The organism is Streptomyces sp. NBC_00846, from assembly GCF_045207325.1.
Classification (GTDB): Bacteria; Actinomycetota; Actinomycetes; order Streptomycetales; family Streptomycetaceae; genus Streptomyces.
Window position 1 is genome coordinate 3301275 of sequence record NZ_CP108846.1, and the last position, 24706, is coordinate 3325980.

23 protein-coding genes and 2 pseudogenes are annotated in these 24706 nt (G+C 70.1%); 13 read left to right on the forward strand and 12 right to left on the reverse strand.

The annotated features are described in order from the left end of the window. The first annotated feature begins 141 nt into the window (after positions 1–141). The 6 genes from OG936_RS15230 (at position 142) to OG936_RS15255 (ending at position 5105) form a co-directional block, all read left to right on the forward strand. Positions 142–1983, forward strand: coding sequence for a phosphatidylglycerol lysyltransferase domain-containing protein (locus tag OG936_RS15230; RefSeq protein ID WP_406495292.1), 1842 nt, complete (start codon positions 142–144; stop codon positions 1981–1983). A gap of 93 nt (positions 1984–2076) precedes the next feature. Beyond that, positions 2077–2874, forward strand: coding sequence for a dihydropteroate synthase (folP, locus tag OG936_RS15235; protein ID WP_406500461.1), 798 nt, complete (start codon positions 2077–2079; stop codon positions 2872–2874). After that, positions 2871–3350 carry a nuclear transport factor 2 family protein gene (locus OG936_RS15240; RefSeq protein ID WP_266746975.1) on the forward strand — a complete coding sequence of 160 codons (480 nt, stop codon included), beginning with the start codon at positions 2871–2873 and terminating at the stop codon, positions 3348–3350. The genes folP and OG936_RS15240 overlap by 4 nt, the downstream gene beginning before the upstream one ends. 192 nt (positions 3351–3542) lie before the next feature. Next, positions 3543–3902 carry a dihydroneopterin aldolase gene (gene folB, locus OG936_RS15245; protein WP_406495294.1) on the forward strand — a complete coding sequence of 120 codons (360 nt, stop codon included), beginning with the start codon at positions 3543–3545 and terminating at the stop codon, positions 3900–3902. Further along, entirely contained in the window at positions 3899–4510 is a 612-nt protein-coding gene (gene folK / locus OG936_RS15250; RefSeq protein WP_406495296.1) for a 2-amino-4-hydroxy-6-hydroxymethyldihydropteridine diphosphokinase, read from the forward strand. The genes folB and folK overlap by 4 nt, the downstream gene beginning before the upstream one ends. A gap of 112 nt (positions 4511–4622) precedes the next feature. Further along, positions 4623–5105, forward strand: coding sequence for a DUF3180 domain-containing protein (locus tag OG936_RS15255; RefSeq protein ID WP_406495298.1), 483 nt, complete (start codon positions 4623–4625; stop codon positions 5103–5105). Positions 5106–5143: 38 nt separating this feature from the next. Here OG936_RS15255 and folE read toward each other — a convergent pair whose 3' ends face one another. The 6 genes from folE to dacB form a co-directional block, all read right to left on the reverse strand. After that, positions 5144–5749 (reverse strand): GTP cyclohydrolase I FolE, encoded by a 606-nt coding sequence (folE, locus tag OG936_RS15260; RefSeq protein ID WP_406495300.1) that lies wholly within the window; start codon positions 5747–5749, stop codon positions 5144–5146. Positions 5750–5890: 141 nt separating this feature from the next. Beyond that, a complete protein-coding gene (gene ftsH, locus OG936_RS15265) occupies positions 5891–7921 on the reverse strand; it encodes an ATP-dependent zinc metalloprotease FtsH (protein ID WP_406495302.1) in 2031 nt (676 codons plus the stop codon). A gap of 212 nt (positions 7922–8133) precedes the next feature. Then, positions 8134–8673, reverse strand: a complete 540-nt coding sequence (gene hpt, locus OG936_RS15270; protein ID WP_406500462.1) for a hypoxanthine phosphoribosyltransferase — start codon at positions 8671–8673, stop codon at positions 8134–8136. A gap of 100 nt (positions 8674–8773) precedes the next feature. Then, positions 8774–9856 (reverse strand): tRNA lysidine(34) synthetase TilS, encoded by a 1083-nt coding sequence (gene tilS, locus OG936_RS15275; RefSeq protein WP_406495304.1) that lies wholly within the window; start codon positions 9854–9856, stop codon positions 8774–8776. 199 nt (positions 9857–10055) lie between these two features. Then, entirely contained in the window at positions 10056–11189 is a 1134-nt protein-coding gene (locus OG936_RS15280; protein ID WP_406495306.1) for a zinc-dependent metalloprotease, read from the reverse strand. A 49-nt stretch (positions 11190–11238) separates the two neighbouring features. Then, a complete protein-coding gene (gene dacB / locus OG936_RS15285) occupies positions 11239–12744 on the reverse strand; it encodes a D-alanyl-D-alanine carboxypeptidase/D-alanyl-D-alanine-endopeptidase (protein WP_406495308.1) in 1506 nt (501 codons plus the stop codon). Positions 12745–12830: 86 nt separating this feature from the next. Here dacB and OG936_RS15290 point away from each other — a divergent pair, with 86 nt between their 5' ends. After that, positions 12831–13325 (forward strand): inorganic diphosphatase, encoded by a 495-nt coding sequence (locus OG936_RS15290; protein ID WP_003968257.1) that lies wholly within the window; start codon positions 12831–12833, stop codon positions 13323–13325. A 186-nt stretch (positions 13326–13511) separates the two neighbouring features. After that, the gene (locus tag OG936_RS15295) at positions 13512–15221 is read left to right on the forward strand and encodes a threonine/serine exporter ThrE family protein (RefSeq protein WP_406495310.1); all 1710 of its coding nucleotides are present in this window, start codon (positions 13512–13514) and stop codon (positions 15219–15221) included. 23 nt (positions 15222–15244) lie between these two features. Here the strand turns inward: OG936_RS15295 and OG936_RS15300 are convergent, their stop codons facing one another. Next, entirely contained in the window at positions 15245–15940 is a 696-nt protein-coding gene (locus tag OG936_RS15300) for a DedA family protein (RefSeq protein ID WP_406495312.1), read from the reverse strand. Between the two features lie 146 nt (positions 15941–16086). Between OG936_RS15300 and OG936_RS15305 the strand changes: the two genes are divergently transcribed. Then, complete coding sequence (locus OG936_RS15305) at positions 16087–16452, forward strand: YbjQ family protein (protein WP_406495314.1); 366 nt, start codon at positions 16087–16089, stop codon at positions 16450–16452. Positions 16453–16508: 56 nt separating this feature from the next. Here the strand turns inward: OG936_RS15305 and OG936_RS15310 are convergent. Together OG936_RS15310 and OG936_RS15315 are read right to left on the reverse strand one after the other, a co-directional pair. Beyond that, positions 16509–16673, reverse strand: a pseudogene (locus OG936_RS15310) (TipAS antibiotic-recognition domain-containing protein); the annotation flags it as partial. A gap of 17 nt (positions 16674–16690) precedes the next feature. Beyond that, entirely contained in the window at positions 16691–17971 is a 1281-nt protein-coding gene (locus OG936_RS15315) for an RNA-guided endonuclease InsQ/TnpB family protein (RefSeq protein ID WP_406495316.1), read from the reverse strand. Between the two features lie 23 nt (positions 17972–17994). Between OG936_RS15315 and tnpA the strand changes: the two genes are divergently transcribed. Then, positions 17995–18423 carry an IS200/IS605 family transposase gene (gene tnpA / locus OG936_RS15320; protein ID WP_406495317.1) on the forward strand — a complete coding sequence of 143 codons (429 nt, stop codon included), beginning with the start codon at positions 17995–17997 and terminating at the stop codon, positions 18421–18423. Positions 18424–18525: 102 nt separating this feature from the next. On the opposite strand, the pseudogene OG936_RS15325 reads toward tnpA, so the two are convergent. Further along, positions 18526–19140 (reverse strand): annotated as a pseudogene (locus OG936_RS15325) (MerR family transcriptional regulator); the annotation flags it as partial. A gap of 136 nt (positions 19141–19276) precedes the next feature. On the opposite strand from OG936_RS15325, the gene OG936_RS15330 reads away from it, so the two are divergent. The 3 genes from OG936_RS15330 (at position 19277) to OG936_RS15340 (ending at position 22920) form a co-directional block, all read left to right on the forward strand. Further along, on the forward strand, positions 19277–20563 hold the full coding sequence (locus tag OG936_RS15330) for an ion channel protein (RefSeq protein ID WP_406495319.1): 1287 nt from the start codon (positions 19277–19279) through the stop codon (positions 20561–20563). Between the two features lie 184 nt (positions 20564–20747). Beyond that, entirely contained in the window at positions 20748–21407 is a 660-nt protein-coding gene (gene wrbA / locus OG936_RS15335; RefSeq protein WP_406495321.1) for an NAD(P)H:quinone oxidoreductase, read from the forward strand. 88 nt (positions 21408–21495) lie between these two features. Beyond that, the gene (locus OG936_RS15340; protein ID WP_406495322.1) at positions 21496–22920 is read left to right on the forward strand and encodes a glutamate decarboxylase; all 1425 of its coding nucleotides are present in this window, start codon (positions 21496–21498) and stop codon (positions 22918–22920) included. Positions 22921–22936: 16 nt separating this feature from the next. Here the strand turns inward: OG936_RS15340 and OG936_RS15345 are convergent, their stop codons facing one another. Then, positions 22937–23713, reverse strand: coding sequence for an ABC transporter permease (locus tag OG936_RS15345; RefSeq protein WP_406500463.1), 777 nt, complete (start codon positions 23711–23713; stop codon positions 22937–22939). A gap of 5 nt (positions 23714–23718) precedes the next feature. Continuing rightward, complete coding sequence (locus OG936_RS15350) at positions 23719–24666, reverse strand: ATP-binding cassette domain-containing protein (RefSeq protein ID WP_406495323.1); 948 nt, start codon at positions 24664–24666, stop codon at positions 23719–23721. Positions 24667–24706 lie beyond the last annotated feature (40 nt).

The following is a 24706-nucleotide window of genomic DNA, read 5'->3' on the forward strand; positions in this document are numbered from 1 at the left end:
GGAGGGGTGCGCTTTCTTGTCTGGAATTTTCCGGCCAACGGGTGAACCCCCGGCGCGGAAGCCTCGTCCTACAGGTCGCACATCGTCCGGAAGGCCCTCGGCCGAAGGACTCAAGAATCTCTCGCGGAACCACGGGAAGCGATGTCTGTCACGCTAGATGGGGATAAATCAGGATCGGTTCCGAGTCCTGTACGTAAGTTCGTGCGGGGCCCGCGCCCCGGTTCAGTACCGGCGCTGGTCGGTACCGCCTGCACCGTCGTCGGCCTGGTCGATGTCGCCGCGGGGGTCTTCCCACGCTTCCGGAACAGCCGGATGCATACCCTCGCCGAGGTGCTCCCAGGCACCCTCGGACCGTTCACCGCCGCTCTCTCCCTGAGCGCGGGCGTCCTGCTGCTGCTCCTCGCCCACGGCCTGAAGCGGCGCAAGCGGCGGGCCTGGCGGGCGGCCGTCGTACTGCTGCCGGCCGGCGCGCTGGCGCAGTTCGTCTACCGGCACTCGTTGATCGGCACGCTCGTCTCGCTCGCGCTCTGCCTTCTGCTGGTCCGCCGTCGCGGTGAATTCGCCGCGCTCCCCGACCCCAGGAGCCGCTGGCGGGCCCTGGCTAACTTCGTGCTCCTCGGCGCGGGTTCGCTCGGACTGGGCCTGATCGTCGTCAGCGTCCACCCCGGCCGCGTCGTGGGGAGCCCCAGCGTCGCCGACCGTCTCCAGCACGTGCTGTACGGGCTGTTCGGCTTCGAGGGTCCCGTCGAGTACGCCGGAGTCACCTCCTGGACCGTGGCGTACTCGCTCGGCGCCCTCGGTCTGCTGACCGCCGTCACCACCATCTACCTGGCCTTCCGCCCCGAGCACCCGGCCGCCCGCCTCACCGAGGACGACGAGGCCCGGCTGCGCGGCCTGCTGGAGAAGCACGGCGGCCGCGACTCGCTCGGCCACTTCGCGCTCCGCCGCGACAAGGCCGTCGTGTTCTCCCCAAGCGGCAAGGCCGCCGTCTGCTACCGGGTCGTGTCGGGGGTGATGCTGGCGAGCGGCGACCCGATCGGTGACGTGGAGGCCTGGCCAGGCGCCATCGAGCGCTTCATGGACGAGGCCAAGGCCCACTCCTGGACCCCTGCCGTGATGGGCTGCAGCGAGACCGGCGGCGAGGTCTGGACCCGCGAGACCGGACTCGACGCGCTGGAACTGGGCGACGAGGCGGTGGTGGATGTCGCGGATTTCTCGCTCGCCGGGCGCGCGATGCGCAACGTACGCCAGATGGTGAAGCGCATTGAACGTCTTGGCTACGAGACCCGGGTCCGGCGCGTCCGCGACATCGGCGAGGCCGAACTGGACCGCATCCGGCTGGCCGCCGCCGACTGGCGCGGCACGGACAACGAGCGCGGCTTCTCCATGGCGCTCGGCCGGATCGGCGACCCGGCCGACGGGGACTGCGTCATCGCCACCGCCCACAAGGCCGACGAACACACCGCCGACTCCCCGTACGGCGACCTGAAGGCCGTGCTCCACTTCGTCCCGTGGGGCGATGACGGCATGTCCCTCGATCTGATGCGCCGCGACCGCGCCGCCGACCCCGGCATGAACGAGCTGCTGATCGTCGCCGCCCTGCAGGAGTCCTTCCGGCTCACCGTCGAACACGTATCGCTGAACTTCGCGATGTTCCGCTCGGCGCTCGCCCGCGGCGAGAAGCTGGGTGCGGGACCGGTGCTGCGGACCTGGCGGGGACTGCTGATCTTTCTGTCGCGCTGGTTCCAGATCGAGTCGCTGTACAAGTTCAACGCCAAGTTCCGGCCCCGCTGGGAGCCCCGTTTCGTGGTGTACCGCGCCGCCCGCGACCTGCCCCGCATCTCCCTCGCGGCCATGCAGGCGGAGGGCTTCGTGAACCTCGCGCTGCCCCGTCCCTTCGCCCGCCGGTTCCCGCGCCGCCTGCCCCGCCCCTGCGCCCACACCCCGGCGCCGGGCCAGGAGCACCACGCCCGCGCGGCATAACAGCACGCCGTGCGGGCCTACGCTGGTCGCATGAGTACGTTGCGTGGACGAGGCACGGTCCGAGGCCTGCCGGAGTGGGACCGCTGCGCGGTCATGGGTGTCGTCAATGTGACCCCGGACTCCTTCTCCGACGGGGGCCGCTGGTTCGACACCACGGCCGCGATCAAACACGGCCTCGACCTGGTCGCCGAGGGCGCCGACCTGATCGACGTCGGCGGCGAGTCGACCCGCCCCGGCGCCAGCCGGGTGGACGCGTCGGAGGAGCTGCGTCGCGTGGTACCGGTGGTCAGGGGCCTGGCGTCCGAAGGGGTCACGGTCTCCGTCGACACCATGCGGGCCCGGGTCGCCGAGGAGTCGGTCGCGGCCGGAGCCGCCCTGGTCAACGACGTGAGCGGCGGTCTCGCCGACCCGGACATGGTCGGTGTCGTCGCGGCGGCCGGCGCGCCGTTCGTCGTGATGCACTGGCGCGGCTTCAGCCAGTCCATGAACAGCCGCGCGGTGTACGAGGACGTCGTCGCCGAAGTCGTCACGGAGCTGCGGGAACGGATGGACGCCGTGATCGCGGGCGGTGTCGCCCCGGAACGGATCGTGATCGACCCCGGTCTCGGCTTCGCCAAGGACGTCGGCCACGACCTCGCCCTTGTCGCCCACCTGGCCGAACTGCGCGACCTGGGCCGCCCGCTGCTGGTCGCCGCCTCCCGCAAGCGCTTCCTCGGCCACGTGCTGGCCGGCGAGGGCGCCGCCCCGCCACCCGCCCGCGAACGCGACGCCGCCACCGCGGCGATCTCCGCGCTCTCCGCCCACGCCGGCGCCTGGGCCGTCCGGGTCCACGAGGTCCGGGCCACAGCGGACGCCGTACGGGTCGCCCGCGCCGTCGAGGGAGCCGCGTGAGCGGGCGCGACGAGCACGCGGAGGCGGCCGCCGACATCGCGGCCGTCGAGCAGGCCAACACCGCCTTCTACGAGGCGATGGAACGCGGCGACTTCGAGGAACTCTCCGGGCTCTGGCTGCCCGGCGAGGACCTCACCGTCTCCTGCGTGCACCCCGGCTGGCCGGTGCTCACCGGGCGCGGCGAGGTACTGCGCAGTTACGCCCTGATCATGGCGAACACCGAGTACATCCAGTTCTTCCTGACCGATGTCGGGATCTCCATGACCGGCGACACGGCCCTGGTGACCTGCACCGAGAACATCCTCAGCGGCGGCCCCGCGGAGGACGGCAACGCGCTCGGACCGCTGGTCGGCCAACTCGTCGTGGCCACCAACGTGTTCCGGCGCACGCCGGACGGCTGGAAGCTCTGGTCCCACCACGGCTCGCCCGTACTCACCGAATCCGATGACGAGGACGAGGAAGAAAGCCCGTCCTGACGAGAACATCCGCGCGACGGGGGGTTGGAAACGGGTGATGGGGGTAGTAGCGGGTACCAGTCGCGCGGGGCCCTGTCCATAGCCCCCGCGGGCGGGCACTGTCGGTGCTCGCAGGTAGATTCGAGAGTGAGAACAAGGCCGTCCGCACGCGGCCGCGTGTCTCTACGCCCAACGACAGCAGGAGTGATTCGCGTGGATCGTGTCGCGCTGCGCGGCCTCAAGGCCCGTGGACACCATGGCGTCTTCCCCCGGGAACGGGAAGAGGGCCAGACGTTCATCGTGGACGTGATTCTCGGCCTCGACACCCGCCCCGCGGCAGCCGCCGACGACCTGACGAAGACCGTGCACTACGGCATCGTCGCCGAGGAAGTCGTCGACGTGGTGCAGGGGGAACCGGTCGACCTGATCGAAACGCTCGCGGAGCGCATCGCCCAGAGGTGCCTCAAGCACGAAGGAGTCGAGGAGGTGGAGGTCGTGGTGCACAAGCCGGACGCGCCGATCACCGTCCCCTTCGACGATGTGACCATCACCATCACCCGGAGCCGAGTATGAGTGCATTTTCCACCGAAGGGCAGAGCGACCCGACCGTACAGCCGGTGCCCGCCTCCGTGGTCGAGCAGGTGGACGCCGCGGACATCACCCTCTCCAACCCCAAACGCGCCGTGATCTCCCTGGGCGCCAATCTCGGCAACCGCCTGGAGACCCTCCAGGGCGCCATAGACGCCCTGGAAGACACCCCCGGCCTGCGGGTCAAAGCTGTCTCCCCGGTCTACGAGACCGAGCCCTGGGGCGTCGCTCCCGGCTCCCAGCCCTCGTACTTCAACGCGGTGATCGTGGTGAAGACGACACTCCCTCCGTCCTCGCTCCTGGAGCGCGGCCAGGCCGTCGAAGAGGCTTTCGAACGGGTCCGCGAGGAGCGCTGGGGCCCGCGCACCATCGACGTCGACATCGTCGCGTACGCGGACGTCGTCTCCGACGACCCCTCGCTCACCCTCCCCCACCCCCGGGCCCATGAGCGGGCCTTCGTCCTCGCCCCGTGGCACGACGTCGACCCCGAGGCACAGCTGCCCGGCGCCGGTCCCGTCTCGGAGCTGCTGGCCAGTCTCGGCCGTGAGGGCGTACTGCCCCGGACCGATCTGGAACTCCGGCTGCCCGAGTAGTCGTTAGGCTCAACGGACACGGACCGGTGGCGGCACGCACCACGGACGACCGACCACTGACCACTGACCACTGACGGCACGGACCCACCGACGGCGAAGGGCGGATCACTCGGTGAAGCAACTACGGCTCGGGATACTGGCCGGCCTCTTCGCCGCGGCCGGGGTGCTCTCCTGGGGCGGCGCCCGCCTCTGGGACTCCTTGAGCAGCCTGCCGAGCGTTCCCCTCGCCGCGCCGATCGTGCTCGCGGTGATCGCCGCCATCCTGCTCGCGACGGCACTCTCCATCCGTTCCCGGCTGCGCGCCCAGCGCGAGCGACGGCCGGGAGCCAAGGGCGTCGAGCCCCTGATGGCGGCCCGGGCAGTCGTCTTCGGCCAGGCCAGCGCCCTGGTCGTCTCCCTGGTCTCCGGCATGTACGGCGGCACGGGCATCTACCTGCTCGGCTTCCTCGACATCCCGGCCCGCCGCGACCAGGCGATCTACGCGGGCCTCGCGGTCCTCGCCGGGATCGCGGTGGTGGCCGCGGCCCTCTGGCTCGAACGCATCTGCAAGCTCCCGGAAGACGAGGACAAGGACAAGAGCTCGGCGGCCGCGTAGGAGCCACCGAGCTCTCCTCCCACAGGCCGCTGGGGAACTCAGCGCGCCATGATCAGGCTCATGGCCTCGGCGCGCGTCGTGGGGTCGCGGAGCTGTCCGCGGACCGCCGAGGTCAGCGTCTTGGCGCCGGGCTTGCGGATACCGCGCATCGACATGCACATGTGCTCGCAATTGATGACGACGATGACGCCGCGCGGCTCCAGGATCTCCATGAGCGAATCGGCGATCTGGGTGGTGAGCCGCTCCTGGACCTGCGGACGCCGGGCGAACACATCGACGAGACGGGCCAGCTTCGACAGACCGGTGATCTTGCCGCTGGTCGCCGGAATGTACCCGACGTGCGCGACGCCCCTGAACGGCACCAGGTGGTGTTCACAGGTACTGAAGACTTCGATGTCCTTGACCAGCACCATCTCGTCGTGGCCCAGGTCGAACGTGGTCGTCAGGACATCCTCGGGCTCCTGGTAGAGGCCCGCGAATATCTCCTTGTACGCCCTTGCCACCCGGCCCGGTGTCTCGCGCAGTCCCTCACGGTCCGGATCCTCGCCCACCGCGAGAAGAAGTTCACGTACGGCGGCCTCGGCCCGCTTCTCGTCGAACTCGCCGATCGGACCCTGGCCGTCCAACGTCACCGGGTCGGTCATCTGTGCCTCGTTCCTTTGAGCTGTCATCCGCACACGCACGGGCGTACGAAAAAGCCGCGCCCCCACAGGCTAGAACCTGCGGGGGCGCGGCATCCATTCCGGACCCGGTACGACCCCGTGACAGGGGCCACACCAGGGCTTCTATACCTCGGGCTGATCCTCCGGGATCACCTCGGTGGCCGGGACGGTGTCCGTGGGGACGACCGAGCCGTTCGCCGCGGCGGCGCCGTTGGTGAGGGCGAGCTCCTTCGGCGAGAGCACCGGCGGCCGCGTCGACGGAGTGCGTCGGGCGGAGCCGGTCCATGCCGGACGGGACGGACGCTTCACGATCGGGGCGAAGATCTCGGCGATCTCCTCCTTGCCGAGCGTCTCCTTCTCCAGGAGCTGGAGAACGAGGGCGTCCAGCACGTCACGGTTCTCGACGAGAATCTCCCACGCGTCGTTGTGCGCGGTCTCGATGAGCTTCTTGACCTCTTCGTCGACGAGGGCCGCGACCTCTTCCGAGTAGTCGCGCTGGTGGCCCATCTCCCGGCCCACGAAGGGCTCGGTGTTGTCGCCGCCGAACTTGATCGCGCCGAGCCGCTCCGTCATGCCGTACTGCGTGACCATCGCGCGGGCCGTTGCGGTGGCCTTCTCGATGTCGTTCGCAGCGCCGGTGGTCGGGTCGTGGAAGACCAGCTCCTCGGCCGCGCGCCCGCCCAGCATGTACGCCAGCTGGTCGAGCATCTCGTTGCGCGTCGTGGAGTACTTGTCCTCCTCCGGGAGCACCATCGTGTAACCGAGGGCGCGACCGCGGGAGAGGATCGTGATCTTGTGGACCGGGTCCGACTGGGGGGAAGCCGCCGCGACCAGGGCGTGTCCGCCCTCGTGGTACGCGGTGATCTTCTTCTCCTTCTCGGACATGATCCGGGTCCGCTTCTGCGGGCCCGCCACGACGCGGTCGATGGCCTCGTCGAGCATCATGTTGTCGATCAGCTTCAGGTTGCTGCGCGCCGTGAGGAGCGCCGCTTCGTTCAGCACGTTCGACAGGTCGGCACCGGTGAAGCCGGGCGTACGACGGGCGACGGCGCCGAGGTCGACGTCCTTCGCTACCGGCTTGCCCTTCTGGTGCACCTTGAGGATTTCGAGACGGCCCTGCATGTCCGGCCGGTCGACCGCGATCTGCCGGTCGAAGCGGCCCGGGCGCAGCAGTGCCGGGTCGAGGATGTCCGGCCGGTTCGTGGCGGCGATCAGGATGACGCCGCCCTTCACGTCGAAGCCGTCCATCTCGACGAGCAGCTGGTTCAGCGTCTGCTCGCGCTCGTCGTGACCGCCGCCCATGCCGGCGCCGCGGTGGCGTCCCACGGCGTCGATCTCGTCGACGAAGACGATCGCCGGGGCGTTCGCCTTGGCCTGCTCGAAGAGGTCACGGACCCGGCTGGCACCGACACCGACGAACATCTCGACGAAGTCGGAACCGGAGATCGAGTAGAACGGGACGCCCGCCTCGCCCGCGACGGCGCGTGCGAGCAGCGTCTTGCCCGTACCAGGAGGTCCGTACAGCAGGACACCCTTGGGAATCTTGGCGCCGACGGCCTGGAACTTCGCCGGCTCCTGGAGGAACTCCTTGATCTCCTGGAGCTCCTCGACGGCCTCGTCCGACCCCGCCACATCGGCGAACGTCGTCTTCGGCGTGTCCTTGGTGATCAGCTTGGCCTTGGACTTCCCGAACTGCATGACCCGGGAGCCGCCGCCCTGCATCTGGTTCATCAGGAACAGGAAGACGACCACGATCAGGACGAAGGGCAGCAGCGAGAGGAGGATCGAGATGAACGGGGACTGCTTCGACGGCGAGACGGTGTAGCCCTTGTCGATCTTGCCGCTCTCGAACTTCTGCTGCAGCGTGTCGGCCAGCTGGACACCCTGGTCGCCGATGTAGCTCGCCTGGAACTTGCTGCCGGACTCGCCCGAAAGCTTCTGGTCCTTCTTCAACTCGATCTTGATGATCTGTTCGTCACCGGTGGTCAGCTTGGCCTGCGCCACCTGGTCCTTGCTGATCGCCTGGATCACCTTGCCGGTGTCCACCGATTCGTAGCCGCCCTTTGAGCCGACGACCTGCATCAACACGACCACGGCGAGGACGGCCAGCACGATCCACATGACCGGCCCACGGAAGTATCGCTTCACGTCCATCCATACGGGGCGATAACGCCCCGTCCCTCCTGCCCGTAGGTAAATGCTGCTGTGAGAAAAGACTGTTCTTCGGACGGTACCCCAGCATTGTCACCCGCGACTGCCGGGGACGTCTGTCAAAATCTGCCTTCGAAGGCTCAACGGCGGGAATCCGGTGAAAGGTTCCCGGCGCCCCGTCCCGGTCGGGCCGGCCCCTGAGGACGGGAAGGCGGTCAGCCGCCGTAGACGTGCGGGGCCAGCGTGCCGACGAAGGGGAGGTTGCGGTACTTCTCCGCGTAGTCCAGCCCGTATCCGACGACGAACTCGTTGGGGATGTCGAATCCGACCCACTTGCAGTCGAGCGCGACCTTGGCCGCGTCCGGCTTGCGCAGCAGGGCGCAGATCTCCAGGGACGCGGGCTCGCGCGAGCCCAGGTTCGACATCAGCCAGGACAGGGTCAGGCCCGAGTCGATGATGTCCTCGACGATCAGGACGTGCTTGCCCTTGATGTCGGTGTCCAGGTCCTTGAGGATCCGGACCACTCCGGAGGACTGGGTGCCCGCGCCGTACGACGAGACGGCCATCCAGTCCATCGTGACGGGGGTGGACAGCGCGCGCGCCAGGTCCGCCATCACCATCACCGCGCCCTTGAGGACGCCGACGATGAGCAGGTCCCTGCCCGCGTACTCCGCGTCGATCTTCGCGGCCAGCTCGACGAGCTTCGCGTCGATCTCTTCCTTGGTGAGGAGCACCGACTGAAGGTCGGTGCCCATGTCCTTCTCGTTCACCCGCGTCTCTTTCTCTGCCTGCCCGGTCCGGGGCGATGCCCCGTACCTGCGCGGCCGCTCGCCTGCATTGTCAGCCGCCCGTGCTTCAGCTCTGCCGAATCACCAGTCTGCCACCCTGCCGCCTGGCTTCCACCCGGCCGGGCAGGTTGATGGCCCGCTGGCCGCGCCAGCCGGTGATCAGACGGTCGACTTCCTCGATGTGCCGGGCGAAGAGGGAACCGGCCGGGGAACCCGCCTCCACGGCGGCCCGGCGCAGCACCCGGCGGCGCACGGCCGGCGGCAGCGCGTACAGCTTGGCGCACTCCAGCCGGCCCGCGTCGTCCCGAACGGCGCGGTCGGCCTCGGCGGCCCAGGTGTCCAGGGCGTCGGCGTCGTCGCGGGAGAGCTGCGCCGTACGGGCCAGGGCCTCGACGACGCCCTTGCCCAGCGCCTTCTCCAGGGCGGGCAGGCCCTCGTGGCGCAGTCGGGAGCGGGTGTAGGCGGGGTCGATGTTGTGCGGGTCGTCCCAGACGGGCAGCGACTGGACGAGGCAGGCCTTGCGGGCGGTCTGCCGGTCGAGCTGGAGGAAGGGGCGGCGGTAGCGGCCCGCCGGTCCCGACGCGGCGGCCATGCCGGAGAGCGAGCGGATGCCGGAGCCGCGGGCGAGGCCCAGCAGCACCGTCTCCGCCTGGTCGTCTCGGGTGTGGCCGAGCAGGACGGCCGCGGCGCCGTACCGCTCGGCGGCCGCGTCGAGGGCGGCGTAGCGGGCGTCGCGGGCCGCGGCCTCGGGTCCGCCCTCCTGGCCGACCTGCACGGCGACGGACTCGACCGGGTCGAGGCGCATGTCGGTGAGGCGGTCGACGACCTCGGCGGCCCGGGTGTCGGAGCCGTCCTGGAGGCCGTGGTCGACGGTGATGCCGCCGGCCCGGACGTCGAGTTTGCGGGCTTCGAAGGCGAGGGCGGAGGCGAGTGCCATGGAATCGGCGCCGCCGGAGCATGCCACCAGCACCAGGGGGGTATCGGGGCGTTCGGGGAGTGCGGCGCGCTGTCTGCCCGCGCCGGCTTCGGCGAGCTGGGGGTGCGGGGTGCGCCGGGTGTGCTCGGCGCACCGGGTGTGTTCGGTGAGTACGTCGTGGAGTACGCGGCGGACCGCCAGGCGTATCGCCGCGACCGCAGGATGGGGACCCATGTCCGGTGCCCTTCGTGAAGTTTGGGGAGGCGCCTCCGAGTGCCGGGACGGGAAGCGTGCCGTCACTCAGAGTGCGTCGATGGTGACAGAGGTAAGCCGTCCATCGAGCATTGCACGCCTTCCCATGCCCCTACGGTCCCTCGGATGGGTGATTACCGGCGCGTTCTTGTTCTGTCGTACGCCGTCCGGCCCGTCGTGATCAGGACTCTGCCTTACGGTGCACCCTCGCGATCCAGTCCGCCGGCTTCGCGATCTCCGCCTTGGTCGGGAGGGTGTTCGGCGAGGTCCAGACCCGGTTGAAACCGTCCATGCCGACCTCCTCGACCGCGGCGCGGACGAATCGTTCGCCGTCCCGGTACTGGCGCAGTTTGGCATCGAGACCGAGGAGCTTGCGCAGCGCCTGGTCGAGCCGGCTCGCGCCGCGCGCCCTGCGCTGCTGGAACTTCTCCCGGATCTCGCCGACGGAGGAGACGACCTCCGGGCCGACGCCGTCCATCACGTAGTCGGCGTGCCCTTCGAGCAGGGACATCACGGCCGTGAGCCGGCCGAGGATCTCGCGCTGGGCGGGTGTCTGGACGAGTTCGACGAGGCTGCGGCCGCCGTCCTCGCCCTCCTCGCCCTCGGGCCGGCCCCCGGCCAGGGACTGGGCCGCCTCGCGGAGCCGCTCCAGCACGGTCACCGGGTCGACGTCGGTCTCCTCCAGGAATGACTGGATCTCGCCCTGGAGGTGGTCCCGGAGCCAGGGCACCCCGGTGAACTGGGTGCGGTGGGTCTCCTCGTGGAGGGCGACCCAGAGCCGGAAGTCGTGCGGGTCGACGTCCAGTTCGCGCTCGACGTGCACGATGTTCGGGGCGACGAGCAGCAGCCTGCCGCCGCCGTCGGTCGAGGTTGGGAGTTCGCGGGTGGCCGGGGCGAACGTCTCGTACTGGCCGAGGACCCGGGAGGCGAGGAACGACAGCAGCATCCCCACCTCGACGCCGGTCACCTTGCCGCCGACCGCGCCGAGCACGGCGCCGCCGGGGCCGCCGGGACGCCGCTCCTGCATCTTGCCCAGCAGGGGGCGGAGCAGTTCGCGGAAGCCCGCGACGTTGGCCTTGATCCAGCCGGCCCGGTCCACGATCAGGACCGGGGTGTCCTCCGGATCGGTCCCCTCGGGGATCATCCGGGTGAAGGAACGGACGTGCTCCTCCGAGGCCTTGGCATGCCGACGGAGCTCCGCGACGACTTCGCGGGCCTCCTCCCGGCTGATCTCGGGCCCCGGCCGCACGAGTCGGGTCGCGGTCGCCACCGCGAGATTCCAGTCGACCATCTCGGCACCACCGATGCTCGTCATGCGTCAACGGTACGTGCTCGGGTCCGTCCGCGGTGTGGTGTCGACCGGCTCACCCGGCTCGGGTGGCAAGGCTGGCGGCGAGGGCGTCGAGGGAGGACTGAGCCTCGGAGGGCGATGTCGTACCGGAGGCCAGGAAGGCGAAGGCGAGCAGCCGGCCCTGCCGGTCGACGACCGTCCCGGCGAGGGAATTCACTCCGGTGAGGGTGCCGGTCTTGGCGCGGATCAGGCCGGTGCCCGCGGACTTCTCGGTGTAACGGCCGCTGAGGGTGCCGCTGAACCCGGCCACGGGAAGGCCGGTGAGGACGGGGCGCAGTTCGGGGTGGTGCGGGTCGGCGGCGCGGGCGAGGAGGCCGGCCAGCAGTCCGGCGGTGACCTTGTCCTTGCGGTTGAGCCCGCTGCCGTCGGCGAAGTTCGCGCCGGTCAGCGGCAGGCGGAGCTTCTTGAGCTGTGCGGTGACGGCCCGTCGGCCGCCCGCGAAGTCGGCCGGTTCGCCCGTGGCCAGGGCGGTCTGCCGGGCGAGTGCCTCGGCGATGTCGTTGTCGCTGTTGGTCAGGGCCCGTTCGACCAGGGCGGAGAGCGGGACGGAGAGGTGTTCGGCGACCGGCCGGGACCCGCCGGCCGGGCGGCCGGGCGCCGGGCCGGACCCGGTGGCGATCCCGGCGTCGTGGAGCAGCTTGCCGAAGGTCCGGGCGGTGTCACCGGCCGGGTCCTCGCTGCGCGGGGCGGGTCCGCTGTCGGTGCTGTCGAGCCTGCCTTCGCGGGTCATCAGGGCGGTGACGGGCGCGATGTTCTCGTTGGGGCCGATCGGGTGCCGCGCGGGACCGGAGTAGCGGGAGGTGTCGTACGTGAGGCGGACCGACTTCACGCCCCGGTCCTTCAGGGCGCGGGCGGTGTCGGCGGCCAGCTTGCGCAGGGCGGCCTTGTCGAGGGTGGGATCGCCGCCGCCGACCAGGGTGAGGCCGCGGGAGTCCGGGGACGCCCGGACCGTCGTGGCGATGCGGTGGCCGGGGCCGAGCGCGCTCAGCGCGGCGACCGAGGTGGCGATCTTGACGGTGGAGGCGGGCGTCATGGGCGTGTCGGCGCCCTGGCCGTACAGCCGCTCGCCGGTGGCGGTGTCGATGACGACGGCGGTACGCACGGTGCCCAGGGCGGGGGCCTTCAGCAGGGGGCCGAGGGTGGCGCGGAGGGCGGCCGCCGCGCCGTCCGGCTTGCCGCGGGCGTCCGGAGCGGCGTTGTCGACCGCGGCGGAGAGCGGGGCGAGGACGGCCGGGGCGCTGGGTGCGGGTTCCGGGCCGGACGGGGTGCCGGGTTCGTGATCTGCGCCACCTGTACGGTTGCGGGCGGCCGCCCAGTCCTGCTCGGCCTTACGCTGACCCGAGTCCCAGGGGCCGGCGGCAAGGACGACGCCGGCCGCGAGCATCAGGCCCAGGCCTGCGGAGACAGCCGCGAACTGCCGATCGCTCAAACCACGCAAGCTGATCACGCCGCCCGGCCGGGCAAGCCTGCTCAGCTTGTCCAGCGGGTTGACCGATGGTCTTTTCACCGGCTCGTCCACCGTTGACCAGCCCCTTTCGCGAGCACACATCTGCGTGGGGGACACTTAATCACCAGTCGTATGTGTTGATCATGGAGGAGCCACCCGTGGAGTTCGACGTCACCATCGAGATCCCGAAGGGTTCGCGGAACAAGTACGAGGTGGACCACGAGACCGGTCGGATCCGCCTGGACCGTCGACTCTTCACCTCGACCAGCTACCCGGCGGACTACGGTTTCGTCGAGAACACCCTCGGCGAGGACGGCGACCCGCTGGACGCGCTGGTCATCCTGGACGAGCCGACCTTCCCCGGCTGCCTCATCAAGTGCCGTGCCATCGGCATGTTCCGGATGACGGACGAGGCCGGCGGCGACGACAAGCTGCTGTGCGTGCCGGCCTCCGACCCCCGGGTGGAGCACCTGCGCGACATCCACCACGTGTCGGAGTTCGACCGCCTGGAGATCCAGCACTTCTTCGAGGTCTACAAGGACCTGGAGCCCGGCAAGTCCGTCGAGGGCGCCGACTGGGTGGGCCGCGCCGAGGCCGAGGCCGAGATCGAAGCCTCCTACAAGCGCCTTGAGGCGCAGGGCGGCGCGCACTGACGACCTGCGGGTCGCGGCCGGACTCCGGCCGAGGTACGTCGCACGGTTCCGTTTACGGTTCCGTGCCGGAAGCGGGCGGTACTCCCTCCGAGGGGGTGCCGCCCACTTCGCGTTTGCACCCTTGTCCGTGGCCATACTGGGCAGCAGCGCGACCGAGGACGCGCAGCCGATGAGGAGCGAGGTCGAGTGGTGGCGGAACCGGGCGGTCCGGAGGACCAGAAGCCCCAGTCCGACGAGGCGCGCAGCGCTTTCGTCCCGCCGGCCGGGGTGGGGCGGCGGACGTCTGCGTCCGAGGACGACCACCCGACCTCGGAATTCGCCATCCCGACCGGTCTGGTGGCCGAGCCCCAGGGACCGGGCCCGGCTTCCGCTTCGGGCTCCGGTTCCGGTACCGCCTCCGGCTCGGACACGATCGGCTCCGCCTTCGCCCCGCCGAGCACGTACAGCGCCCAGCACGCGCCGCCCGCCTTCACCCCTGCGCACGGCAGCCCGATGATCCGGCTGACCAAGGAGGCTCCTTGGCAGGACCGGATGCGCACGATGCTGCGGATGCCGGTCGCCGAGCGGCCCGCGCCCGAGCTGGTGCAGAAGCCCGACGAGGCGGGGCCCTCGGTGCCGCGTGTGCTTGACCTCACGCTGCGTATCGGGGAGCTGCTGCTCGCGGGCGGTGAGGGCGCCGAGGACGTCGAGGCGGCGATGTTCGCGGTGACCCGCAGCTACGGCCTCGACCGCTGCGAGCCCACCGTCACCTTCACCCTGCTGTCGATCTCGCACCAGCCGTCGCTGGTCGACGACCCGGTGACGGCGAGCCGCACCGTACGCCGTCGTGGCACCGACTACACCCGGCTGGCCGCCGTCTTCCGGCTCATCGACGACATCACCGCCGAGGATGTCGACGTCTCGCTGGAGGAGGCCTACCGGAGGCTGGCGGAGATCCGGCGCAACCGGCACCCGTACTCCGGCTGGGTGCTGACGCTGGCCGGCGGCGGTCTCGCGGGGGCTGCATCGGTGCTGGTCGGCGGTGGCGCGCTGGTCTTCGTGGTGGCCGCGATCGGCGCGATGCTCGGCGACCGGCTCGCCTGGCTCTGCGCCGGGCGGGGGTTGCCGGAGTTCTACCAGTTCGTGGTGGCGGCCATGCCGCCCGCCGCGATGGGTGTGGCGCTGACCCTCACCCACTGGTCGGACGTACGGCCGTCCGCGGTGATCACCGGTGGGCTGTTCGCGCTGCTGCCGGGGCGGGCCCTGGTGGCGGGCGTGCAGGACGGGCTGACCGGCTACTACATCACGGCCGCCGCGCGCCTGCTCGAAGTCATGTACCTCTTCATCGGCATCGTCGTCGGTGTGCTGCTCGTGCTGTACATGGGGGTTCAGCTGGGCGCCCAACTGAACCCCGAGACCAGGTTCGTCGCCCATGACCGGCCGGTGGTGCAGATCCTTGCTTCGATGGCGCTCTGTCTCGCCTTCGCGATTCTGCTCCAGCAGGACCGGTCGACGGTGCTCGCGGTGACCCTCAACGGCGGTGTGGCCTGGGTGATCTACGGGGCGATGGCCAGGACCGGCAACATCTCGCCGGTGCTGGCGACAGCGACGGCGGCCGGCCTGGTAGGCCTGTTCGGGCAACTGTTCTCGCGCTACCGGTACACCTCGTCGCTGCCGTTCATCACGGCGGCGATCGGTCCGCTGCTGCCCGGTTCGGCCACGTACTTCGGTCTGCTGGGCGTGGCCCAGGGCAATGTGAACGCCGGGCTCGCCTCGTTGTCGACCGCGGTGGCGACGGCGCTGGCGATCGCGATCGGGGTGAACCTGGGAAGCGAGATCTCCCGGCTGTTCATGCGGGTGCCGGGAGCGGTCGGCGGGGCGAACCGCCGCGCGGCCAAGCGGACGCGCGGCTTCTGAACCGCCGACGGTGCGACTCGTGGTCAGCGCTTGGCGTGGCGGCCACGCTGCACCGCGGACGGGCCGGAGCCCTCCACGCCGCCGGCCGCCGCCTCCTTCTTCGACCTGGAGCGGGCCCGCAGGAACTCGATCGCGATCGGCACCACCGAGATGAGCACGATCAGGATGAGCATCGCCTCGATGTTCTGGTGCACGAACTCGATCTTGCCGAGCGCGGCCCCGAGCAGCGTGACGCCGACGCCCCAGAGCACGCCGCCGATGATGTTGAAAATGATGAACGAGCGGTAGTTCATCCGGCTCACACCGGCGATGATCGGCGTGAACGTACGCACGATGGGCACGAAGCGGGCCAGGATCAGCGACTTCGGCCCGTACTTCTCGAAGAACTCATGGGCCTTCTCGACGTTCTCCTGCTTGAAGAGGCGGGAGTCCGGGCGCTTGAAGAGCGAGGGGCCGACCTTGCGGCCGAAGAGATACCCGACCTGGTCGCCGATGATCGCCGCGAGAGCGACCAGGAGGCAGACCAGCCACAACGGGGCCTCCATCTGGCCCGTGGTCACCAGCAGGCCCGTGGTGAACAGCAACGAGTCACCGGGCAGGAAGAAGCCGATCAGCAGTCCGGACTCGGCGAAGACGATGAGGAGGACGCCGGGGAGTCCAAACGTGTTGATCAGATAGTCCGGGTCCAGCCAGCTCGGTCCGAGCGCAAGCGTATTCAAGGGTCCGGGCTCCTGGATCGTTCGATGGCGGCTGCGTGGCCGCCCAAAGCTATCAACGCAAAATGACGGCCCGGGGTTCCAGTGGCCCGCGCGAACACGCACACCGGGCCAACCGGGACAAAGCTCTCTCCAGGAGGTGCCACACGATGAGTATCGAGGATTTCGGCGGCGGCCAGACGGACCAGTCGGACGTCCTGGTCGTCACCACGAACGACGTACCGGGCTACCAGGTGACACGGGTGATCGGTGAGGTGTTCGGCCTGACCGTACGCTCCCGCCACCTCGGCAGCCAGATCGGCGCCGGACTGAAGTCCATGATCGGCGGCGAGCTGAAGGGGCTGACCAAGACGCTCGTCCAGACCCGGAACCAGGCGATGGAGCGACTGGTCGAACAGGCCAGGGCACGGGGCGCCAACGCGGTGCTGATGATGCGCTTCGACGTGACCGAGGCGGCCGACGCGGGCACCGAGGTCTGCGCGTACGGTACGGCGGCCGTGATCAGCAAGATCTGAGCGATGGCCGGTACGGGGCAGGGACACCCACTCCCGTACCGGCCGTGCGGCACGCGTTACGAGAGGCGCTCCGCGTTGGCGTCGATCGCTGCCCTCAGATGTTCGGCCAGGCCCGGCCGCATCGACTCGTAGTACGCGCGAAACCGCGGGTCGGACACGTACATCTCGCCGAGTCCCCGGTGGATCTCAGGGGTGCACTCTTGAAGTGCTCTCCCGGCTGAAGCCGGGAGATTCCTGCTTACCTTGCGGTAGCGGGCTTGACGCGCTGCGCGCGCCTGACGACTGCCCTCCCGGCAGCCGGGATGAGCGCGAGGCCCATCCGGTACAGGTGCAAGACGTTGTGGGCTGCGTTGTGGTCGGCGTTGCCCGACCAGCCGCAGTCCGGGTTCTTACACACGAACACGGCCTGGCTCTCCCGGCTGCCGGGCGTGGTGATGCCGCACGCCGAGCAGCGTTGGGAAGTTCCGGGGGCGGGGACCTTGTGCAGGGTGCCCCCCAGCCTGGCGGTCTTGTACGTCAGCATGGTGACCGTCCGGCCCCACGCCTCCCCGCTGATGGAGCGGTTCAGCCCAGATTTCTGGGCGACGTTCTTCCCCGGCTCTTCGATGGTTCCTCTGGCGGATTTGACCATGTTCGTGATGGTGAGTGCTTCGACCACGACCGTGCCGTAGGTGCGGGCGATGGCGGTGGTCGTCCGGTGCTGCCAGTCCAGGGCCCGGCGCTTGGCTTTCGCGCGGAGTCCTGCGATCTGGTCGTAGGTGCGGTGCAGTCGGCGGCTGGTGCGCTCGCCGGGCTTGCGGTGCTGCTTACGCCGGGCGGCGCGCTGATCCAGATGCAGGAGCTTGGCCTTCTCCTTCTCCGTCAGCCACTCGCCGTGCTCATACGTCTGCCCGTCCGACAGGGCGATGGGCACGTTGACGCCCACGTCGATGCCGACTTCCGGCCCCTGGTGGGGCTCGGGCCCGGCCTCCAAGGTCTGGACACGGAAGGTGATGTGCCAGCCGAGCACATCCTTGACCAGCCGGGCCCCGGTGATCCGGTTCTCCGTGGTGGCGTGCTTGCCCACGGGCAGGTCCTTGGTCCAGCGGAAGCGGACCCGGCCCACCTTGGGAAGGCTGACCTGCCCCCACCGGCGATGCACGCGGGTGATGTTCAGGTCGCGGCCCTGCGGGATGTCCACGGACATCACCGTGCGAAGACGGCCCTTGAAGTTCGGGGCGTCGGCGCGGCCCTCCCAGCAGTTCTTCCACGCCCGGACATACGTCTTGAGCACCGCTTGCGCGGCCTGCGCGGGAAGGACGGCCAGGAAGTCGATGTCCTCGCGGGCCTGCCGGATCGCGGCATCCGCGTTGGCGAGAGTCCGCTTCTCCTTCGGCATCATCTGCCACCAGGCGTGCAGCAGGTTCCACAGGGCGCGGGCCGCGTGCGCCTGGTCATCGGTCTTCAACACTTCGGCGTGCGACAGTGCAAGCCGGGCACGGTGCCCGAACTGCCGCTTCACCAGGGTGTCTTGACTCACGATCGAAAACCTAACATTGGTTTATGTCGCCACGCTGGAACCCAAATCCCGATGTCAGAACCGGTCGCCATGTTGTCTACAACCTGCACGTTCACTTGGTTTTTGTTACGAAGTACCGGCGGAACGCGTTCACCGACGCCATGCTGACCCGCACCGAGGAGATCACGCGGGAGGTCTGCGCCGACTTCGAGGCCGAACTGAAGCAGTTCAACGGAGAACAGGACCACGTCCACCTGCTCGTGCACTACCCGCCGAAAGTCCAGCTCTCCAAGCTGGTCAACTCTCTCAAGGGCGTCAGCTCCCGGCGGCTCCGCCAGGAGTACACCACGCATGTCCGCCGGTACCTGTGGGACGGACACTTCTGGTCCGGCTCCTACTTCGCAGGATCATGCGGCGGGGCACCCCTGACCGTCGTCAAGCAGTACATCGAAAACCAGCAGCGCCCCGTCTGACCGTCACCCCGGAGACGAAGAGCACTCCGGCACTCCGCGCCTCCGAGCCAAAGATGGCCTTCACCCCCGACCTGAAGGGCGGAGCACTGGCCAAGATCAGAGGTAGAACCACCCGGTGATGTGGAGCCGGTGCGCCTCGGCCAGGTCCATCGCCCGCTCACCGGTGGCGGGTTCGCCGGCCTCCATCAGATCGCCGTAGGCGGCGCTCCAGTCGGCGACCTCCGCCTGCATCCGCTTCCAGTCCTCCTTGGTGCAGCGGGCGGCCCGGCGCTGCGACTCGGCGTAGGCGGCGGTGCCGCCCCAGCGGCGTTCGGCCTCCTCGGCATGCTCCTCCGGGTCCTTGCCCCCGAACACCTCGAACTTCTCCTCGGGCGTGAGGTCGATGCCCATCTTCCGTGCCTCCATGGCTGTCTCGACGGCGGCTGCCATCTTCCGGAGCTCGGCGATCCGGCCGGTCAGCAGCCGGTACTGGCGGCGCAGGTGCTCCTGCGGGTCCGCGGCCGGGTCGTCGAGCAGTACCGCGATCTCGTCGAGCGGGAAGCCGAGCTCCCGGTAGAACAGGATCTGCTGCAGCCGGTCGAGGTCGGCGTCGTCGTAGCGCCGGTGGCCCGCGTGGCTGCGCCCGCCGGGCGACAGCAGCCCGATGCCGTCGTAGTGATGCAGGGTGCGCACCGTGACCCCGGCGAATCCGGCGACCTGTCCCACGGAATGGTCCACGACTCCCCGCTCCCTTCTCCGCTCTCGGTACATACCGAGCCTGAGTCCTGACGCGACGTGAGGTGCAAACCCGAAAGCCGCCCATCCCGGCGCCATTCGAGGCGTTATGCGGCTTTTGCGTCTATAGGGTGAGCCGATGGCCACAGATTCTCCGGCCCCGACCGGAACCGCTCCCGAGCCCACCCCCGTGCAACGGCTGCTGCCCGTCATCGTGCCCGCCCTGGCCGTCGGGGTCGCCTCGGCGCTCATCCTGCTCGGCGTCAGCCTGCTCGCGGAGAAGCTGCAGGACGTCCTCTGGGGAACGCTCCCCGACGCCCTCTCCATCGGCCGCTACTCCAGCCTCTGGATGATCGTGACGCTCACCGCGAGCGGGCTGGTGATCGGGGTGCTCATCCGGGTGGTGCCCGGCCACGCCGGTCCCGATCCGGCGACCACCGGGCTGGTCGACCCGCCGCTCGCGCCGGGCGTGGTTCCCGGGCTGCTGCTCGTCACCGCCCTCACCTTGGCGAGCGGGGTCAGTCTCGGCCCGGAGAATCCGATCACGGCCGCCAACATCGCCCTGGCGTACTGGCTCGGCCGCCGGTTCGCGCCGGGCACGACAGCGGAACTGTGGATCTCCCTGGCCGCGGCCGGCACCATCGGCGCACTGTTCGGCACCCCGGTCGCCGCCGCGCTGATCCTCTCCGAGACCCTCGCCTCCCGCTCCGGACCGGGTGCGCTCTGGGACCGGCTGTTCGGCCCTCTCGCGGCGGGCACCGCCGGCGCGCTCACCATGACACTGCTGGCCCATCCCAGCTTCGACCTGCCACTGCCCGCCTATACCCGCCCGCACTGGGGCGACCTGCTCTCCTCGGCCGTCATCGCCCTGGCGAGTGCGGTGCTGGGCCTGCTGGCGGTGTACGCCTTCCCGTACGCGCACCGGTTCTTCCGGGCCCTGAGACACCCGGTCCCGGCACTGGCTCTCGGCGGGCTGCTGCTGGGGCTGCTGGGCGCACTGGGCGGTCACCTCACCCTGTTCAAGGGGCTCGACGAGGTGAAGGAGCTCGCCGTCGACCCGAGCGGCTGGTCGGCCGGGCAGTTCGCGGTCATGGCCGTGGTGAAGACGGTCGCGCTGCTGGTCGCGGCGACCTGCGGCTTCCGGGGCGGCCGGATCTTCCCCGCCGTCTTCGTGGGGGTCGCTCTGGGGCTCTGCGCCCATGCCCTGGTCCCGTCGGTGCCGGTGGCGCTCGCGGTGACCTGTGCGGTGCTGGGAATTCTGCTGGCCATCACCCGGCAGGGCTGGCTGAGCCTGTTCACCGCGGCGGTGCTGGTCGGCGACGCGGCCATGCTCCCGATCCTGTGCGTCGCCTCACTGCCGGCCTGGCTGCTGGTGACCGGGCGGCCCCAGATGCAACTGCACGAGGACGCCACGCCGTTGAGGTGAGCCCGCCCCGGAGTCATGCCCCGGAGCCGTGGCCGGGAGCCGTGGCCGGGAGCCGTGGCCTAGCGCCCCGAGCCGTCACCCCGCGCCGCCACTCGACGCGCCGGGCGCCCCCTTCTTCCGTATTGTCACATCCGTATGGATACACATGGATACATCCAGTAAGGCGCCGCCGGAGGTTTCCGCCATGCCCACGCCCGTCAACGTAGCCGTCATCTACTACTCGTCGACCGGCACCGTCGCCGCGATGGCCAGGGCCATCGCGCAGGATGCCGAGAAGGCTGGTGCGGAGGTACGACTGCGCAAGGCGCGCGAGCTCGCCCCGCAGGCGGCCATCGACTCCAACCCGGCCTGGGCCGCCAACGCGAAGGCGACCGCGGACATCGCCGAGGCGTCGCCCGACGACATGATCTGGGCGGACGCCGTGCTCTTCGGTACGCCGACCCGGTTCGGCAATGTCACCTCCCAGCTCAAGCAGTTCATCGACACCCTCGGCGGCCTCTGGCAGGCGGGCCGCCTGGCGGACAAGGTCTACAGCGGCTTCACCTCCACCAGCACCACGCACGGCGGCCAGGAGTCCACACTGCTCGCGCTCTACCACACGGTCCACCACTTCGGCGGCATCCTGGTCGCCCCCGGTTACACGGATCCGTCGAAGTTCGTCGACGGCAATCCGTACGGCACCTCGCACGTGGCAGGCCAGGGCGACATCCCGGTCGGTGTGCAGACCCTGACCGCCGCCCGGGTCCAGGCCGAACGCGTCGTCAGGTTCGCCCGGGCCATCAAGGACGGCCTCGCCGCCGAGAACTCCTCCGGAGCTCCGGGGCCAAAGGGGCCGGGAAGCTGACCACGGCACCCCACACCGCAGCACCGCACGCCAACAGGACCGTCGCGGGTCGCGAGGCCTGTCGAGAGCCGGGAAGGGCTGTCCGCCGATGCCACTGCACAAGGGTTCGCCGCACGCTGCGGAACCGTCCGCGAAGCGCCGAAAGCTCGCCCTCAACCCGTTCTTCGGGGAGGCCGACCCGATCGCCGGCATGGAGTTGGCGCCGCCCCGGCACCGGCTGCCCGACGGGCCGATGCCGCCCTCGACCGCGTACGGTCTCGTCCATGACGAGCTGATGCTCGACGGCAACGCGCGGCTCAACCTCGCCACCTTCGTCACCACCTGGATGGAGCCCCAGGCCGGGGCGCTGATGGGCGAGTGCCGCGACAAGAACATGATCGACAAGGACGAGTACCCCCGCACCGCCGAGCTGGAACGGCGCTGTGTGGCGATGCTCGCCGATCTCTGGAACGCCCCCGATCCCGCAACCGTCGTGGGCTGTTCGACGACCGGCTCCAGCGAGGCCTGCATGCTCGCCGGACTGGCACTGAAACGCCGTTGGGCGGCCAGGAACGCCGACCGCTACCCGGCGAGCGCCCGACCGAATCTGGTCATGGGCATCAACGTGCAGATCTGCTGGGACAAGTTCTGCAACTTCTGGGAGGTCGAGCCGCGGCTGGTCCCGATGGAGGGCGACCGCTTCCATCTCGACCCGCAGGCCGCGGCCGACCTCTGCGACGAGAACACCATCGGTGTGGTCGGCATCCTCGGCTCCACCTTCGACGGTTCGTACGAGCCGATCGCGGAGCTCTGCGCGGCCCTGGACGCTCTCCAGGAGCGCACCGGCCTCGACGTCCCTGTCCATGTGGACGGGGCGTCCGGCGCGATGGTGGCGCCGTTCCTGGACGAGGACCTGGTGTGGGACTTCCGGCTGCCCCGGGTCTCCTCCATCAACACCTCCGGGCACAAGTACGGCCTGGTCTACCCGGGCGTCGGCTGGGCGCTGTGGCGCTCGCCCGCGGAACTGCCCGAGGAGCTGGTCTTCCGGGTCAACTACCTGGGCGGCGACATGCCGACCTTCGCGCTGAACTTCTCCCGGCCCGGAGCGCAGGTGGTGGCGCAGTACTACACCTTCCTGCGGCTGGGCCGGGACGGCTACCGGGCCGTCCAGCAGACGTCCCGGGACGTGGCCCGCGGGCTGGCCGAGCGGATCGAGGCGCTCGGGGACTTCCAGCTCCTCACCCGGGGCGACCAACTGCCCGTCTTCGCACTGACGACCACGCCGGACGTACGGGCGTACGACGTCTTCGACGTGTCGAGGCGGCTGCGCGAACAGGGCTGGCGGGTGCCCGCGTACACCTTCCCCGCCAACCGTCAGGACCTGTCGGTGCTGCGCGTGGTGTGCCGCAACGGCTTCTCGTCGGACCTCGCCGATCTGCTGCTGGAGGACCTGCGCCTGCTGCTGCCCGGGCTGCGCAGCCAGCCGCACCCGTTGAGCCACGACAAGCAGGCGGCGACGTCCTTCCACCACTGAGGGCCAAGCGCCACGGTCAGCGGCCCATCCGGGCGAACCTCCGTACCGCCAGCGGGAAGAACACGGCGAGCAGCGCCAGCGGCCAGACCACCGCGAGCAGTCCGGCATGATCGGACGCCCAGGTGCCGCCCGACGCACCCGGATTGCCGAACAGGCCGCGTACCGCCGTGGCCGTGGCCGACATCGGGTTCCATTCGACGACCGCGCCCAGCCACCCCGGCATCGACTCGGGGGCGGCGAAGACGTTGGAGAGGAAGCCGACCGGCCAGACCAGGATCTGCACCGCCTGCACCAGCTCCGGCTTCCCGGCCACCAGCGCCAGGTGGATGCCGATCCACAGCATCGCGAACCGCAACAGCAGCAGGAGCCCCACCGCCCCCAGTGCCGCGGCCGGCCCGTGGTGCCAGCGCCAGCCGACCGCGTAGCCGACGCCGGTCAGCACGGCGAGCGCGGCCACCGACTGGAGCATGTCCGCGACGCTCCGGCCGACCAGCACCGAACCGGAGACCATCGGCATGGCGCGGAACCGGTCGATGACGCCCTTGCCGAGGTCCTGGGTGACCGCGAGCATGGTCGACTCCAGGCCGAAGGCCATGGTGAGCGCGAGCATGCCGGGCACCAGGAACTCGGTGTTGTCGCCGTCGACGCCCTGCCCGCCGCCGACCAGGTAGGTGAACATCAGCAGCAGCATCACGGGGAAGACCAGGCCGACGACGATCCGCACCGGCTGCCGTGCCCAATGCGCCAGTTCGCGCCGGGTCATCGTCCAGGAGTCGGAGACCGCCCAGCTCATCGCGCTCACGCCGGCACCTCCGCGGACTCCGGCTGCCGGTCGGTCAGCGCGAGGAAGACCTCGTCCAGCGTCGGACGCCGCACCGCGATGTCCTCCGCCTCGATGCCCGCCTCCTCCAGCGCCCGTACGGTCCGGGTCAGGGTCGCCATCCGGTCCGGGGCCGGTGCCCCGATCCGCCGCCGGTCCGTGTCGACCACCGCGCCGTCGCCCAGCAGGCGGGCCGCGGCCGCCAGTTGGGCCCCGTCCCGGACGACGACATCGATGCGGTCCCCGGCCACCATCGCCTTCAGCGCGTCGGGCGTCCCCTCGGCGGCCACCCGTCCCGCGTCGATCACCGAGATCCGGTCCGCGAGCTGATCGGCCTCCTCCAGATACTGCGTGGTCAGCAGGACGGTCGTGCCGCCGCCCACCAGTGACCGCACCGCCGCCCACACCTCGGCCCGGCCGCGCGGGTCGAGTCCGGTGGTGGGCTCGTCCAGGAAGAGCACCTCCGGGTCGGTGATCAGCGAGGCGGCCAGGTCGAGCCGTCGCCGCATGCCGCCGCTGTACTGCTTGACCGGTTTCCGGCCGGTGTCCGCGAGCCCGAAGCGGGCCAGCAGTTCGTCCGCCCGGACACCCGCGCGGCGTGCGCCCAAGTGGTACAGCCGGCCGAACATCTCCAGGTTCTGCCGGCCGCCGAGCTCCTCGTCGACCGCCGCGTGCTGCCCGAGCAGCCCGATGCGGCGCCGGACCTCGCGGGCCCGGTCCCGTACGTCGAAACCCGCCACCTCGGCGCGGCCCTCGTCGTGCCGCAGCAGCGTCGACAGGATGCGTACGGCAGTGGTCTTGCCCGCACCGTTCGGGCCGAGCACGGCGTGGACGGTGGCGCGGGCGACCCTGAGGTCCAGACCGTCCAGGGCGCGCTTCTCCCCGTACCGCTTGTGCACACCTTCGACAACGATCGCGTCGGTCAAAATCGCCACATCCTCCCGTAGTCAAACTTGACTAGCGGAC